General features: G+C 59.1%; 17 protein-coding genes. 4 read left to right on the forward strand and 13 right to left on the reverse strand.

What is annotated here, in order from left to right:
* Window positions 1-2: 2 nt before the first annotated feature.
* Window positions 3-1,637, reverse strand: coding sequence for a SulP family inorganic anion transporter (locus tag ACR0KL_RS07495; RefSeq protein WP_170677081.1), 1,635 nt, complete (start codon window positions 1,635-1,637; stop codon window positions 3-5).
* Window positions 1,638-1,855: 218 nt separating this feature from the next.
* Between ACR0KL_RS07495 and ACR0KL_RS07500 the strand changes: the two genes are divergently transcribed.
* A complete protein-coding gene (locus ACR0KL_RS07500) occupies window positions 1,856-2,728 on the forward strand; it encodes an S-methyl-5'-thioadenosine phosphorylase (RefSeq protein ID WP_170677079.1) in 873 nt (290 codons plus the stop codon).
* Window positions 2,729-2,730: 2 nt separating this feature from the next.
* Here the strand turns inward: ACR0KL_RS07500 and ACR0KL_RS07505 are convergent, their stop codons facing one another.
* Window positions 2,731-3,567 (reverse strand): alpha/beta hydrolase, encoded by an 837-nt coding sequence (locus ACR0KL_RS07505; RefSeq protein ID WP_170677077.1) that lies wholly within the window; start codon window positions 3,565-3,567, stop codon window positions 2,731-2,733.
* 167 nt (window positions 3,568-3,734) lie between these two features.
* On the opposite strand from ACR0KL_RS07505, the gene ACR0KL_RS07510 reads away from it, so the two are divergent.
* On the forward strand, window positions 3,735-4,364 hold the full coding sequence (locus ACR0KL_RS07510; protein WP_170665669.1) for a LysE family translocator: 630 nt from the start codon (window positions 3,735-3,737) through the stop codon (window positions 4,362-4,364).
* On the opposite strand, the gene ACR0KL_RS07515 is transcribed toward ACR0KL_RS07510, so the two are convergent.
* Window positions 4,361-4,534, reverse strand: coding sequence for a hypothetical protein (locus ACR0KL_RS07515; protein WP_170377890.1), 174 nt, complete (start codon window positions 4,532-4,534; stop codon window positions 4,361-4,363). The genes ACR0KL_RS07510 and ACR0KL_RS07515 overlap by 4 nt on opposite strands.
* Before the next feature lie 324 nt (window positions 4,535-4,858).
* Between ACR0KL_RS07515 and ACR0KL_RS07520 the strand changes: the two genes are divergently transcribed.
* Complete coding sequence (locus ACR0KL_RS07520) at window positions 4,859-5,398, forward strand: adenine phosphoribosyltransferase (protein ID WP_170462186.1); 540 nt, start codon at window positions 4,859-4,861, stop codon at window positions 5,396-5,398.
* 169 nt (window positions 5,399-5,567) lie between these two features.
* Window positions 5,568-6,050: a fasciclin domain-containing protein gene (locus tag ACR0KL_RS07525; protein ID WP_170377886.1), complete on the forward strand. Its 483-nt coding sequence runs from the start codon at window positions 5,568-5,570 to the stop codon at window positions 6,048-6,050.
* 55 nt (window positions 6,051-6,105) lie between these two features.
* Here ACR0KL_RS07525 and ACR0KL_RS07530 read toward each other — a convergent pair whose 3' ends face one another.
* From ACR0KL_RS07530 to cyoE, 10 genes are all read right to left on the reverse strand, one after another.
* Complete coding sequence (locus tag ACR0KL_RS07530; protein ID WP_480776838.1) at window positions 6,106-7,521, reverse strand: FAD-binding oxidoreductase; 1,416 nt, start codon at window positions 7,519-7,521, stop codon at window positions 6,106-6,108.
* A 38-nt stretch (window positions 7,522-7,559) separates the two neighbouring features.
* Window positions 7,560-8,378, reverse strand: a complete 819-nt coding sequence (locus tag ACR0KL_RS07535) for an MBL fold metallo-hydrolase (protein WP_170677302.1) — start codon at window positions 8,376-8,378, stop codon at window positions 7,560-7,562.
* 102 nt (window positions 8,379-8,480) lie between these two features.
* Complete coding sequence (locus tag ACR0KL_RS07540) at window positions 8,481-9,065, reverse strand: GNAT family N-acetyltransferase (protein ID WP_170677073.1); 585 nt, start codon at window positions 9,063-9,065, stop codon at window positions 8,481-8,483.
* Window positions 9,065-10,327 (reverse strand): M16 family metallopeptidase, encoded by a 1,263-nt coding sequence (locus ACR0KL_RS07545; RefSeq protein ID WP_170677071.1) that lies wholly within the window; start codon window positions 10,325-10,327, stop codon window positions 9,065-9,067. Before ACR0KL_RS07545 ends, ACR0KL_RS07540 begins: the two co-directional genes overlap by 1 nt.
* Entirely contained in the window at window positions 10,324-11,712 is a 1,389-nt protein-coding gene (gene thrC / locus ACR0KL_RS07550) for a threonine synthase (protein WP_170677069.1), read from the reverse strand. The genes ACR0KL_RS07545 and thrC overlap by 4 nt, the downstream gene beginning before the upstream one ends.
* Complete coding sequence (locus tag ACR0KL_RS07555; RefSeq protein ID WP_170639326.1) at window positions 11,709-12,386, reverse strand: SURF1 family protein; 678 nt, start codon at window positions 12,384-12,386, stop codon at window positions 11,709-11,711. Before ACR0KL_RS07555 ends, thrC begins: the two co-directional genes overlap by 4 nt.
* 154 nt (window positions 12,387-12,540) lie before the next feature.
* Window positions 12,541-13,356, reverse strand: a complete 816-nt coding sequence (locus ACR0KL_RS07560) for a cytochrome c oxidase subunit 3 (RefSeq protein WP_170471942.1) — start codon at window positions 13,354-13,356, stop codon at window positions 12,541-12,543.
* 22 nt (window positions 13,357-13,378) lie between these two features.
* Entirely contained in the window at window positions 13,379-13,954 is a 576-nt protein-coding gene (locus ACR0KL_RS07565; protein ID WP_170377874.1) for a cytochrome c oxidase assembly protein, read from the reverse strand.
* Window positions 13,954-14,115: a hypothetical protein gene (locus ACR0KL_RS07570; RefSeq protein ID WP_170377873.1), complete on the reverse strand. Its 162-nt coding sequence runs from the start codon at window positions 14,113-14,115 to the stop codon at window positions 13,954-13,956. Before ACR0KL_RS07570 ends, ACR0KL_RS07565 begins: the two co-directional genes overlap by 1 nt.
* A complete protein-coding gene (gene cyoE / locus ACR0KL_RS07575; RefSeq protein ID WP_170677067.1) occupies window positions 14,112-15,068 on the reverse strand; it encodes a heme o synthase in 957 nt (318 codons plus the stop codon). The genes ACR0KL_RS07570 and cyoE overlap by 4 nt, the downstream gene beginning before the upstream one ends.
* Window positions 15,069-15,148: the final 80 nt, after the last annotated feature.

Below are 15,148 nucleotides of genomic sequence, written 5' to 3' on the forward strand. Positions count from 1 at the left end.
CCTCAGTGGCCGCCCAGGATGCCGGTACGGACCGAGTAGTCCACGGCCAAGCCGTAATCCGGGTCATCGTCGCTATCGACCATCAAGTGGCCCGCTTTGTTCAGCAGCTTATGGCAGTCGTGGCTAAGATGGCGCAGCATCACGCGCTTGCCCGCAGTCTCGTATTTTGCAGCAACGTTTTCGATGGCCTGAAGGGCTGATTGATCGACCACGCGGCTTTCGGCGAAATCCACAATGACCACGTCAGGATCGTTCGGAACGTCGAACAGCTCAACAAATCCGTCCGACGAACCGAAGAACAACGGCCCCTGGATTTCATAGACTTTCGCGCCCTTTTCCGTCTCAGAGTCGCGGGTTACAGCATGGATACGCTTGGCGTTATTCCACGCATAGGCCAGGGCCGAAACAATCACGCCAACGACAACCGCAACCGCAAGGTCTTCCATCACCGTAACTACAGTCACCAGAACAATCACGAAGGCGTCCATCAAAGGCACCTTGCGCATGATCTTGAATGAGTTCCAGGCGAAGGTCCCGATCACCACCATGAACATTACGCCAACCAGCGCAGCCAGCGGGATTTGCTCGATCAGCGGCGAGGCGAACAAGATGAAGATCAGAAGGAACAGAGCAGCCGCGATACCCGCGATCCGGGTGCGGCCGCCGGACTTCACGTTGATCATCGACTGACCGATCATGGCGCAACCGCCCATGCCTCCGAAGAAGCCGGTTGCGACGTTCGCGACACCCTGCGCGATGCATTCCTGCGAGGCACCACCGCGTTTGTTAGTGATCTCGCCCACAAGGTTCAGAGTCAGCAGAGATTCAATCAGGCCAATTGCGGCCAGAATGACCGCATAGGGCAGGATGATCTCAAGCGTTTCAAAGTTCAGCGGCACCATCGGGATGTGGAAGGCAGGCAAGCCCCCCTCGATCGAGGCCAGATCACCGACGCGTGGCACGTCCAGACCAAAGCCGATCACCAGCGCTGCAACCACCAGAATACCCGCCAGCGGGGCCGGAATGATCCGTGTGATCCGCGGCATGATCCAGATCACCGCCATGGTCAGCGCGACGAGGCCCAACATGGTATAAAGCTGTATGCCCGAGAGCCACTCGCCCCCACTCATCCCATGGCCGGTGTTTTCCATAGTTCCAGGGACCTTGAACTGGCCCATCTGCGCCAGAAAGATCACAATCGCCAGACCGTTCACAAAGCCCAGCATCACCGGATGCGGTACAAGGCGAATGAAACGCCCCCAATGCATCGCACCGGCAATCACTTGCAGGATGCCCATCAAAACCACCGTTGCGAACAAGTACTCGACCCCATGCTGCGCGACCAACGCCACCATCACGACCGCCAACGCGCCCGTTGCGCCCGAAATCATGCCGGGGCGACCTCCGATTAGCGCAGTGATCAGGCCGACCATGAAGGCCGCGTAGAGACCGACCAGAGGATGCACGCCCGCGACAAAGGCAAAGGCCACAGCCTCGGGCACCAGCGCCAGGGCGACGGTCAATCCTGACAGCAGCTCAATCCGCAGGCGTGACACGGTCAGGCCCTCATCGGGCACCCAACGGAGATCGGGCTTGGCAATACGGTTGGCAAAACTTGCCAGCATGGCTCGGGGCATGGGACGGTCCTGTGGGTCTTTATGTTCGCGCGGAAGAGGGCCTTTTACCTGTCAAAGCACCCAAGAGATACCGCGCCCAGCGGGACCCTGATATGCGTCAACCGCATAGCTTAACACCACAACTCGCGACGAAACGGTGCAAATGGCTGAGACCACTTGCCAATTTCGCCTGCGACCCGCAGAGTTTTCCCGCACGGATTGAGCAGCGGAGACCCAACGTGACCCAAACAAAAATCGGCGTTATCGGCGGATCAGGCATTTACGACATCGACGGCCTGGAAAATGCGGAGTGGGTCCGGGTCGATACGCCATGGGGAGCGCCCTCCGATGAGGTTCTGACCGGCTCATTGGACGGGGTCAACATGGTGTTCCTGCCGCGCCATGGACGTGGACACATCCATTCACCGACCGAAGTCCCCTATCGCGCCAATATAGACGCGTTGAAGCGGCTGGGGGTGACGGATGTGATCTCGGTCTCTGCCTGCGGATCGTTCCGCGAGCATATGGCACCGGGTGATTTCGTAATCGTGGATCAGTTCATCGACCGCACATTTGCACGCGAGAAAAGTTTTTTCGGAACTGGCTGCGTGGCCCATGTCAGCGTGGCGCATCCGACCTGCCCGCGCCTGTCGAATGCCTGCGAAGAGGCCGGAATAGCTGCAGGCATAACCGTGCATCACGGCGGCACCTATCTGGCGATGGAGGGGCCGCAGTTTTCGACCCTGGCCGAGTCCAAGATGTACCGCGAACAGTGGGGCTGCGATGTGATCGGCATGACCAACATGCCGGAAGCAAAACTCGCCCGCGAAGCTGAGCTTTGCTATGCCTCGGTCGCGATGGTCACTGACTATGACAGCTGGCACCCTGATCATGGCGAGGTCGACGTGACCTCGATTATCGCAACCCTCACCGGGAATGCAGAAAAGGGCCGGGCTTTGGTAAAAGGACTACCGGCGTTGCTGGGTCCGATCCGGACGCCGTGCCCGCATGGGTGCGACAGGGCCCTGGACCATGCAATCCTGACGGCCCCGGAAGATCGCGACCTGACCGTGCTGGCTAAGCTGGACGCGGTGGCGGGCCGGGTTCTGTAGCCTTACTGTGGCAACAGATTGTCCTGTACGGTCTGCCACAAGCCATGCGACCAGAGATCATTGTGGGTGCCGCCCTCGATCATGAACAATTCCGCTTCGCTTCCTTCGGCAAGCGCTGTTCCGTGATGTGGCGGGACCACGATGTCCTCGGTGCCGTGGAAGATCAGCGTCGGCACCTCGATCTGACCGATAATGTCGCGTGTGGCAAACTTGTCGTGCATGAGAAGTGAGACGGGCAGCCAAGGGTAGCGCTCGGCCGCGACATCAACGGTTGCCGTAAAGGGTGCTTCCAAGACCAGCAGTTCCGCTTCGGGGCGCTGCGCAGCAACAGCGGCCGCGACGCCGGTTCCAAGGCTCTGACCGTGGAGCACAACCGATTGGCCCTGTGCGATTAACTGGTCATAAAGGGCCAGACCGTCAGCGACGAAAGCGGCCTCGGACGGAGTGCCATCGCTGCCGGGGAACCCTCGATAACTTGGCGCAAGCAGACCGAAGCCGCTGTTCAGGATTTCACGTAGCCGGTCGGCGCGGTCCCCCAGGTTACCGCTTTGTCCGTGGAAAAACAGAACGGTCGGCGCATCCTCAGCCACTGTAGGCGCGGACCAGACCGTCAGATCGGTGCCATCCGACATGGGCAGCGACAGAACCTCGACATCCGCCAAACCGACCGAGCTGGGTTCAGGTAACACGCCGGATGGTTTGAACAGCAGATCGCGCTGATTCACATACATATAAACCACGGCCAACACATAGAGCGCCGCGATCACCACAATCAGGACAAACGCGCCTTTTCTCAGCCGCGCTGTGTGGTCGTGCGTCAGGTTTTGAGTCTGCTCCATCGGGGCCTCCGTTCATCCGTCTTACCAGTCTGGGCATTGATGCGCGGGATTCAAGAGAGATGTATAAGGCTTAATCCGGCCTTTAGAATTTCTGCGCGAGGCTGAAACCGCTTGACGCCTGCCCTGTGTGAGGGCTTGCTGCGAGGCGAACAGGAACAGGAAGAACCATGTCTTTAGAACTCTGGCTGGCCTTTGTGGCCGCATCGACCGCGTTGCTGCTGATCCCCGGACCGACCGTGCTGTTGGTTCTCAGCTATGCGCTATCAAAAGGGCGCAGCGTGGCGGTTGCCTCGGCCACCGGTGTCGCCGTTGGTGATCTTGTCGCGATGACAGCGTCTCTATTGGGGCTGGGCGCATTGGTTCTGGCCTCTGCCACGTTGTTTTCCGTGTTAAAATGGATCGGGGCCGCCTATCTGGTCTGGCTGGGCATCAAACTATTGCGCAGCGCACCATCGAGCGGTTTGAACCCGGTCGATACAGGGCGAGACGTCACTGCGCGTGGAGTTTTCGGGCATGCAGCGGCGGTTACCGCCCTGAACCCGAAATCTATCGCCTTTTTCATCGCTTTCGTCCCGCAGTTCCTGCGCCCGGCCGAGCCCTTGAGTCCTCAATTCGCAATCTTGATCGCGACCTTCGTGGGTCTCGCGTGGCTGAACGCGCTGGCCTATGCGTTTTTGGCTGATCGACTGCGGCTCATGATAGGCCGCGCTGGCGTGATCAACGCAATGACACGGTTCGGAGGTCTGGCTCTGATCGGTATGGGAGTGGCAACGGCTGTTCTGCGGCGACCCGCCTAATCGTCTGCGTGTTCCTTCATGAATCCGCGGATAAAGCGGCGGATTTCGCGTGCAGCTGACGTGTCCAGCTCTTTGCACAATTCGACAAAAGCATCACGTTCGTCCTTGTCCAGACGCAACACCAACTGACTGTTTTTCTTGGTAGAACCCTTACCGTCTTTCTTCGCCACGCGCCTTGATCCCGCAAACTACTTGATTCTCTCCGCGATGCAATGTATATACATAGCATATAGGATGTAGATATCGGGCACCTAACAACAAAAAAAGGATTTTGGCAATGAACCTTCATGCGGCTCAGGCATTTCTTTTGAGAGACCAGCGCAATTGGCGCAAACCTCACCTGTCGTGGCTGCCCGCCACGCTGTACCGGTACTACGGGCTATCAAAGGCCGTCCCGAACCGGCGCAGATAGGCGCAGGCGGCATTCTCTCCTTGCAAGGCTGACCCCAATAGGCCAAACACCCCCGCGTGTTCTGATGCCAAAGGGGTGCCTTATGTCCAGAAACAGCTCGGTCAAGGATTACATCCGAACCATCGTCGATTTCCCCCACGAAGGGATCATGTTTCGCGATGTCACCACCCTGTTTGCCGATCCGCGCGGATTTCGCATGGCCATCGACCAGATGCTGCACCCCTATGCGGGCGAGCGGATCGACAAGGTCGTCGGACTTGAGGCGCGCGGCTTCATCTTGGGTGGCGCCATTGCGCATCAGTTGAGCGTCGGATTCGTTCCCATCCGCAAAAAGGGTAAGCTGCCCGGCACCACGATCAGCCAGGACTACAAATTGGAATATGGCGAAGCGATCGTCGAGATCCATGATGACGCCATCCAAGCCGGCGAGAAGGTCTTGGTTGTCGATGACCTCTTGGCAACCGGCGGCACCGCTGGCGCTGGCATCAAACTGATCGAGCGGCTGGGGGGGGAGATCATCTCTTGCGCGTTTATAGTGGACCTCCCGGAACTGGGCGGGCGCAAAGTGCTTGAGGATATGGGCATGGATGTTCATGTCCTATGTGAATTCGAAGGACTGTGAGCCGAAAAAACTCACATATTATTGTATTGAAATTTGAAACAGCGTTGGCTTAGCGCTGTTTCGCGATCGTTCAAGGCAATTCTTTGCGCAGATGGCGTGATCCGAACGTGTTGTGCGCCGTATCCCGATTGATGCTGCTTGAAGCATTTCTAATTTGGGAGACCACAAAATGTTCCGCAAACTCGCAGTCGCCAGCGTCGCAACGATTCTGTTGGGCACATCCGCAATGGCAGACGGCCATGGTAAAGACATCGTCGATACCGCCGTGTCAGCCGGTAGCTTTGAAACCCTCGTCGCCGCCGTTCAGGCCGCCGAACTTGTAGACACTCTGAAAGGCGAAGGTCCCTTCACCGTGTTCGCCCCTACGGATGAAGCGTTCGCAGCTCTGCCTGAAGGCACAGTGGCCGACCTGCTGAAGCCCGAAAACAAAGACCAGTTGGTCGCCGTGCTGACCTACCATGTGGTGCCGGGCAAAGTGATGTCGGGCGATCTGTCTGACGACATGACCGCAGCCACGGTACAGGGCGGCGATATCACGATTGATCTGGATTCGGGCGTGATGGTGAATGACGCCAACGTCGTTCAGGCCGATATCGAGACATCAAACGGCGTGATCCACGTGATCGACAAGGTCATTCTGCCCGCATCGTAAAGCAAGTCGTAAAGCAAGCAGACACGGTCCGGGTCGTCCATCGTCCGGGCCGTGTCTACGCCTTCAGGATCGCTCCGGGATTCATGATCCCTTTTGGGTCCAACGCAGCCTTGATCCCTCGCATCGCCTGAAGTTTGACGGGATCGCCATAGCGCTCTAGGTCCTCGACCTTCAACCGCCCTACCCCGTGTTCCGCGCTGACCGAGCCGTCAAACGCGTGAACCAGATCATGAACCGCGCTCTTCACCGCTTTGCGGTGGCCATCAAAGGCATCGCGGCTCTGACCCTTTGGCGGGAAGACGTTGTAGTGAAGGTTGCCATCGCCCAAATGCCCGAAACAGTTGATACGGAACGGACCCAGGGCGCCGATCACCTCGGCCCCTTGCCGAATGAACACGGGGATGGTCGAGATCGGGACCGATATATCATGGCTCGAGACGGACCCGATCAGGCGGTTAGCCTCAGGGATACGCTCACGCGCGGCCCAAAGCGCGCGGCGCTGCGCCTCGCTCTGGGCAATCACGCCATCTTGGACAAGACCCCGAGGCTCCGCAGCAGCGAAAATCGCCTCCAAACGCTCAGACGCGGTCTGCCCGGCCGCCAATCCAAGCTCGATAAGCACGCTCCATTCGGGCGGCGTATCGAATGGCTGGCGCACATCGGGCAGCACCTCGGTCAGGAAATCCAACCCTTGCCGGTGGATCAGTTCAAACGAACTGACCGTCTCGCCCACCAAATCGCGCGCAAGGGCCAGCAGGTCGATCGCGGCCTCGGGCGAGGCCACTTGAAACATCGCTGTCCCTACCTCAGCCGGACGTGGAAACAGCTTAAGGGAGGCGGCGGTTATGATCCCCAGCGTCCCCTCGGACCCGATCAACAGATTGCGTAGATCATAGCCCGTGTTGTCTTTTCTCAACCGGCTCAGCCCATGCCAGATTTCACCGCAGGGCAACACCGCCTCTAGCCCCAGACACAGATCACGTGCATTACCATATCGCAGCACGTTGACGCCCCCGGCGTTGGTCGCGAGGTTGCCCCCGATCCGACACGATCCCTGCGCGGCCAGAGACAGGGGAAACAGCCTGTCCGCCGCCTCTGCTGCGGCCTGCACGTCCTCAAGAACGGCCCCAGCCTCGGCAATCATTACGTTTTCAGTTGGATAAACCGCGCGAATGGCGGTCATACGCTCCAGTGAGATCAACAAAGGTGCCGGACCAGAGGTCATGACCTGCCCACCTACCAAGCCCGTGCCGCCGCCATAGGGCACAACCGGCACGCGCGCACCCGAGGCAAGCCGTACCAGCGCCGCCACGTCCTGCACGTTGCGCGGCAGGGCCAACAACCCAATTTCGCCCGCAAACCTGTTGCGCGGCTCTTCCAGGTAACGTTCAGAAACCGGACGCAACACATCATCGCCCAATTCAGCGCGAATGGCGTCAGCAAGCTTGGCATCTGCGGGGTTCAAATCCATTCGCCTTCCTTGCCCAACATGCGCGCGACCGGCAAGCCCTATTCCAGATCGATCAGATATTGCGGCTCTAGCACGACAACTGTGGGCCGGTCCGGCAAACTGCGCAGCGAGACGGTCAGCTCTGACACACCTTCGCGTACAACCGGGAAGTCATTGCGAATATCGACGAGAAAGCGATCCAGCGAGAACCCTGAAAACCAATGCATGGGAATAATCACCGAGCTTTTCAGCCGCTTGAGGACCGAGATCATCTCGGGCAGAGGCATGGTCGTCCCGCCATCCACGGCCGCCATCACAACATCCAGACGCCCCAAAGCAGCAAACTGTTCATCCGAAGGCACGTGATGCAAATGCCCCAAGTGACCGATGCACAACCCTTCGACCTCGAACACGAAAATCGAGTTCCCCTTCTCCTCGACCCCACCAAAGGACGACCGGATATCGGTCGAGACATTGCGAACAAGCATCTCGCCCAGATCCAGATGATGGTCGATCCCCTGCCCAAACTCACCCCACCCCGGCAGCACATGGGGAATGGCCGGGTCCGGATGCGCCGTCCAATGGGTGCTGTGTGCGTGATTCATCGTCACGACATCAGGGATCAGATCAGCGCTGCCGATGAACCCGGTGAAATCCGTGACCGCGTTCAACCCACCCGCAGTCTGGATCAGAAAGGAGGCATGCGCGACATAGCTGATCCGCACCGAAAACTCCGGCACCGGATCCTGCCACGCGGCCTTGTGCAGATATTCAATCCCAGGTGCTGCGTCGGCGAGGGCAATACAATGGCTTGGCCGCCGCTCCTGCGCCGCAGCCGCACCCGAGAGAAATATCAATACAGCCACAATCCAGCGCATAGGAGGAGTGTAGCGCATCCCACCGCTGAGTCATGCCCCTTGTTCATCTGGCCAAAAATATCCCGGGGGAGGCGCGGCTTGCCGCGACGGGGGCAGAGCCCCCTAACCTGCGTCCGTCCTGCCCCGCCGGTCCGACCGCAAGCTGGCGTAAAGAACATGCGTCCGCCACCGTCCGTTGATCTGCAGATAGGACTGTGCCACGCCCTCGTATTTAAAACCCGAGCTTTCCAACAACCCGCGTGAGGGTTTGTTTTCAGGCAAGCAGGCCGCCTCAATCCGGCTGAGGTCCAGACGGGTGAAGGCGTGATGAACGACTGCGCCGATAGCCTCGCGCATATAGCCGTTGCGCGCAAAGCTCTGCCCGGTCCAATAGCCCAGCGTTCCAGCCTGCGCAGGACCGCGGCGGATGTTGTCCAGCGTGATCGCCCCCACCAGCACGTCATCCGAACGGCGGAACAGAAACAGCGGTATCGCGGTTCCGCTGGCGACCGAGCGCTGCGCCCAATAGACCCGGTTGGTGAAAGACTTGCGGCTTAAATGGTCCCTCGCCCAGATCGGCTCCCAGGGGGTAAGGTACTCCTCTGAGGCGCGACGCAGAGCGGCCCATTCGTTGAAGTCGGAATGCACAGGCGGGCGCAGCCTTAGCCGCGCGGTTTCAAGTTTCAGCTTGCGCCTGCCCAACAGCATCACGCTGCACGCCTCTCCTGCAAATCTGCCAGTGTTGGCGCGCCCGAGACCGGACCATAGAGCGCCAAGGCCGCCGGGGCCTTAACGGCCATGCGTTCGGCGAAGGCCCGGACATCCTCAGTGCTGACCGCATCAATCTTGGCGACGGTATCTTCCAACGAAGGCACCCGCCCCCAGATCTGCACCAGACGCGCCAGACGCTCGGCCCGGTTCGAGGGGCTTTCCAGACCCATCAGCATCCCGGCTTTCATCTGCGCACGGGCACGAGCGACCTCTTCTTCGCTCATGTCTTCAGCAGCGCGCTTCATTTCGTCTATCGTGATGGTTGCCAGCTCTGCGACCTGATCGGCAGACGTGCCCGCGTAAAGCGTAGTCGTCCCAGTATCCGCATAGGCCCCGGTCTGCGCAAAGATCGTGTAGCAGAGCCCGCGCGACTCGCGCACTTCCTGGAACAGGCGCGAAGACATGCCGCCGCCCAAAGCCGTCGAATAGATCTGAGCGGTATAGATCCCATCATCGCGATAGCCGGGGCTTTCAAGGGCTAGCGCAAAATGCGCCTGCTCCAGATCTTTTTCTTGCCGCGCCTCACCGCCAGTGAAGCGGGCAGCTTCCGGGATCAGGCCCTTGCGCGGTTGCAAGTGGCCAAACATCTCTTCGGCCATTTTCATCAGCGCATCGTGATCCACAGCACCCGCCGCAGACAGGATCATTTGCTCAGGGCCATAATGCTCGGCCACGAAGCCGGAAAGATCCTCTCGCGAGAAGGAACTCACCCGTTCAGACGGACCGAGAATGGTGCGACCCATTGGCTGGTCGTGATAGCTTTGCTCCTGCAACCAGTCAAAAATCACATCGTCGGGCGTGTCATAGGCCTGACCGATTTCCTGCAGGATCACCCCACGTTCGACCTCGATCTCACGCGGATCAAAAACCGGGTTCAGAACGATGTCACCGATCACGTCCATCGCCAGCGCCACGTCATCTTTCAGAACGCGGGCGTAGTAGGCCGTCACCTCGCGCGAGGTATAAGCGTTGATGTACCCACCTACATCCTCGATCGCCTCAGCGATTTGAAGCGAAGAACGCCGCTCGGTTCCCTTGAACGCCATATGCTCAAGGAAATGCGCGATTCCGTTCTGTTCGATCCGCTCATGCCGACCACCGGCGGTCACCCAGATGCCGATGGCCGCCGATTGCAGCCCCGGCATATGTTCACTGACGATACGAAAGCCGTTCTTCAGCTGGTCTTGTCTGACTGTCACTCAGCTATATGCCTTCTGATATGATCCTCGAGGGCACCCAGATCATTGGCAATCCGCGTCACCCGTTCCGGACGTTCATACAGATCAGACATGCGGGATGGAAGAGGCGGATGTTCCCCGCTCGCCTTCTCGACCGCAGCCGGGAATTTCGCCGGGTGCGCGGTGGCCAGAGTGATCATCGGCACATCCGCTGCGCGGTGGTCCTCAGCCACTTTGATGCCGATGGCCGAATGCGGGCAGACCAGCTCGGCACTATGGGCCAGAGTGTGTTTGATCGTCTCAAGCGTCTCATCCTCGGACACGCGGCTCGAATCAAAACTCTCGCGCAGGGCCTCTATCGCGCCTTGGCTGACGTTGAAGCCGCCGGATTTCAGCTCGTCCATCAACTGAGCGACCGCGCTGCCATCCTCGCCGTAGGCATAGTACAGCGCGCGTTCGAAGTTTGAGCTGACCTGAATATCCATCGACGGGCTGATCGAGGGGATGGTCTCGCCCTTGAAATACCCCTCACCCGACAGGCAACGATGCAGGATGTCGTTCTGGTTCGTCGCTACGACCAGCCGGTCGATGGGCAAGCCCATGCGTTTGGCCAGATAGCCTGCGAAGATGTCCCCGAAATTGCCGGTGGGCACGGTGAAGCTGACCTTGCGATGCGGCGCGCCAACGCTGACAGCAGCCGAGAAGTAGTACACGATCTGCGCCAGAACGCGGGCAAAGTTGATCGAGTTCACTCCGGCCAGTTTGACCTCATCTCGGAAATCGAAATCGTTGAACATGTCCTTCAGCGCGGCCTGACAGTCGTCAAAATCGCCATCCACGGCGAGCGCATGGACATTGCTATCCGCTGGCGTCGTCATCTGGCGGCGCTGCACCTCAGACACCCGTCCGTGCGGATAGAGGATGAACACATCCACCGCATCCAGTCCCCGAAACGCCTCAATCGCGGCCGAGCCGGTATCGCCACTGGTCGCGCCAACGATGGTCACGCGGTCATTGCGGCGTTTCAGGGCCACCTGGAATAGCTGGCCGATCAACTGCATGGCGAAGTCCTTGAAGGCCAGAGTGGGCCCGTGGAACAGTTCCAACAGGAAGTGGTTTTCGTTCAATTGCTTCAAAGGCGCGCGGGCGTCGTGGCCGAAGCCTTCATAGGCGCGGGCGATGATCTGTTTGAACTCATCCTCTGCGAAGGAACCGCTGACATAGGGCCACATCACGAGGAACGCGATCTCCTCGTAGGAAAGCCCGGCCATGGCGGCGATCTCATCATGGCTGAGCGTTGGGATTTCGGCGGGTAGGTACAAGCCACCGTCACGGGCCAGTCCAGTCAGCATCGCCTCTTCAAAGCTCAGTTCAGGCGCTTGGCCACGGGTCGAGATGTATTTCATTGCGGGTCACTCTCAGAAGGGGCGCGATTGCGCCACAGGAAGTATCCGGTCATCGCGGCCCAGACGAGGGCCAATCCAAACCATGTGATTGCATATTGCAGGTGATCATTGGGAATCCCGGCCGTGTCGACAGGTAGTGGGGTCACGCCCGGATCGGTCTGAGTCCGGGCGATCAGCAGGATCGGCTCGGCCCCCAGAGCGGCGGCCAGATTGGGCACGTCGCGGGCGAACCAGATGTTGCTGTCGATATCGGCCTCGGGCGTGTAGCTGTCGATCTCATCGGGCCAATGCAGGTTGCCTGTCACCTCCATCGGGCCGGTCAAACGATCAGTCTGCTTGGCCGTGGTGGGCACAAAACCGCGGTCAACCAGAATGGTGCGATCCTGGGTACTGAATGACTGGATGATGCGATACCCGGCACCGACCTGCTTGACTGAGACCAGAACGTGGATCTCGCCAGGCTCCATATCACCGGAGATCGTCACAGGCAGATATTTGTCTTCATCCTCTGACACCTGTTGCGGCAGCGGAACTGGTTCGGCGGCGATGCGGCTGTCGATCTCGGACAGGATCTCTTGTTTCCAAGCCAGACGCTGGACCTGCCAAGTACCAAGCCACAGCAAGACGCCCAAACCGGCGAGACTGAAGATCAGCAGAAACAGAGTGCGGCGCATGGAAGGACTATCGCTCGTTGCAGGAACCGGCGTCTTGTTAAGGGGGGCAGGCACGAGAATGCAACCACGCAATTGTATGGGGCGCAATCTTGCCCTCGAAAATGCGGAAAAGCCGCCCCGAAGAGCGGCTTTTGCAGTTCAATACCAGAGCCGCTTAGAACAGCGGCGCCTGTCCCCAGATGTAGACTGCGAAGAACAGGAACAGCCAGACCACGTCAACGAAGTGCCAGTACCAGGCTGCGGCCTCAAAACCGACGTGCTTCTCGGGGGTGAAGTCCCCTTTCATCGCGCGGATCAAACACACAGTCAGGAAGATCGTGCCGATGACGACGTGGAAGCCGTGGAAGCCAGTTGCCATGAAGAAGTTCGAGTAGAACTGGTCACCGCCGAACTGCCAGTCCTCATGGGCCAGCAATTCATAGTATTCATACGCCTGAAGTGCAGTAAACAGGATACCCAGCACGATACCGATGGCCAGACCGTTGATCAGCGCCTTGCGATCGTTGTCGTGAACCAGAGCGTGGTGCGCCCAGGTGATCGCACAGCCCGACAGCAGCAGGACCAGGGTGTTGATAAGCGGCAGGTGGAACGGATCAACCGCGTGGATATCCGGCTGAATGTATTCGGTGCCCGCATAGTCGTACATCGGGTACATCCGATGTTTGAAGAACGACCAGAACCAGGCAAAGAAGAACATTACCTCGGACATCACGAACAGGATGAAGCCATAGCGCAGACCGATGCGCACAACCGGCGTGTGGTCGCCCTGACGGCTTTCCACCACAACTTCGGACCACCAGGCGAACATGGTGTACAGCACGGCAACGAGACCGGCCCAGAACAGCCACGGCGTCACACCGTGCATCCAAAGGACGGCTCCGAACAGCATCACAAAGCCACCGACAGCGCCGATCAGCGGCCAGATCGACGGGGCCAAAATGTGATAATCATGGTTTTTTGCGTGTGCCATCAGCGTCCCTCACCTAAAGGCGTTAGTTCGTGTTTGTGTCTTCCTGCGTTTCAAGGGCGGCATAGCCCTCGGGCAGGTCAATTTCGTAGAATGTATACGACAGAGTAATCGTATGCACATATTTCGCTTCGAGGTCTTCGACCATTTCCGGATCAACAAAGAAGCTGACCGGCATCTCTACCCGCTCACCGGGTTGCAAAACCTGCTCTTCAAAGCAGAAGCAGGCGATTTTCTGGAAATAGCCACCTGCCGAATACGGCGCGACGTTGTAAGACGCCTGTCCCGCAATCGGGCGATCGGTCGGGTTGTAGGCCTCATAAAAGGCCAGCCCGGTTTCACCGATGCGCACCTCCATCTCACGCTCGACGGGCTTGAACTCCCACGCCATGTCCTTGGCTTTGGATGCGTCGAAACGGACCGTCACTTTGCGGTCGAGGATATCATCAGGCGCGGCTTCGGCAACGCCGGTCGTGCCTCCGAACCCTGTGACACGGCAGAACCAGTCATAGAACGGCACAGCCGCCCAAGCGAGGCTGCCCATCAGGACAACCACACCCACGGTTTGCACAACAGTTTTCTGAGGACCGGACAGAGCCATCAGTTTTGCACCTCCTGCACGGGTTGTCCCAGGCTGGTGCCCGAGACCTTGACGATTGTGAGGCCGAAGATGATCACGATGAAGGCCGCAAGTGTCAGGCCAACACCCAGATTTCGGCTGAAACGGCGTTCATGAATTTCGTGGCTTTTTCGCAGGCTCATGACCACCCTCCCAAACCGTAGGGTTTCAGCAGCGCCTCAACCAGAATCGCGCCGAAATGCAGGAACAGGTACAGCAGGGACAGCTTGAAAAAGCTCCGCTCGGCCTTGAAATTGTCTGCTTCCGCGTCGTCTTCGGTACGGCGCGAGATCTGCCAAGCGCCGCGCAGGAACAGGGCGTTCAGCACCAAGGCCACTACCAGATAGACTGGTCCACCGATGTCTGAGAACGCGGTGCCAACGGCCAGAACAGCCAGAAGGCCGGTGTAAACGAGAATATGCTTACGGGTCGCGCGACGGCCATGGGTCACGGTCAGCATGGGCACGCCCGCATCGTCGTAGTCCGAGCGCATGAACAGCGCCAATGCCCAGAAATGTGGCGGCGTCCACATGAAGGTCAGGGCAAACATCAACCAAGGCTCAAGCGTCATTGACCCGGTTGCGGCAACCCAGCCGATCACCGGAGGGAACGCACCTGCCGCGCCGCCGATCACGATGTTCTGCGGCGTCGAGCGTTTCAGCCACATCGTGTAGACCACAACGTAGAAGAAAATGGTGAAGCCAAGAAACGCCCCTGCAAACCAGTTGGTCGCAAGGCCCAGCATGATCACCGACAGGCCCGACAGAGCCAGGCCCAGGGAAAGCGCCTCGCCTTCCTGTACTTTACCGGCGGGAATCGGACGGCCTTTGGTCCGCTTCATAACCCGGTCGATATCCGCATCCCACCACATGTTCAGTGCACCAGACGCGCCGCCACCGATGGCGATAAACAGGATGGCGCAGAAACCCACGAACGGATGCACCGACGCCGGAGCCGCCAGCAAGCCGACCAGAGCCGTAAACACGACCAGAGACATCACACGCGGCTTCAGCAGGGCGAAATAATCGCCAAAGCTGGCCTCATCCGCGTATGCCTTGGCGGTCGATGTGCTGGCATTGATGCTTGCGTCGGTCATCTTGGGTCCTTTTGGGGCGAAAGCTGCGCGCTCTAGCGCGCAGCCAACGAGTATTCTAAGGCGCGAACGCCCAGTCTACG

Source organism: Ruegeria sp. C8, assembly GCF_056537565.1.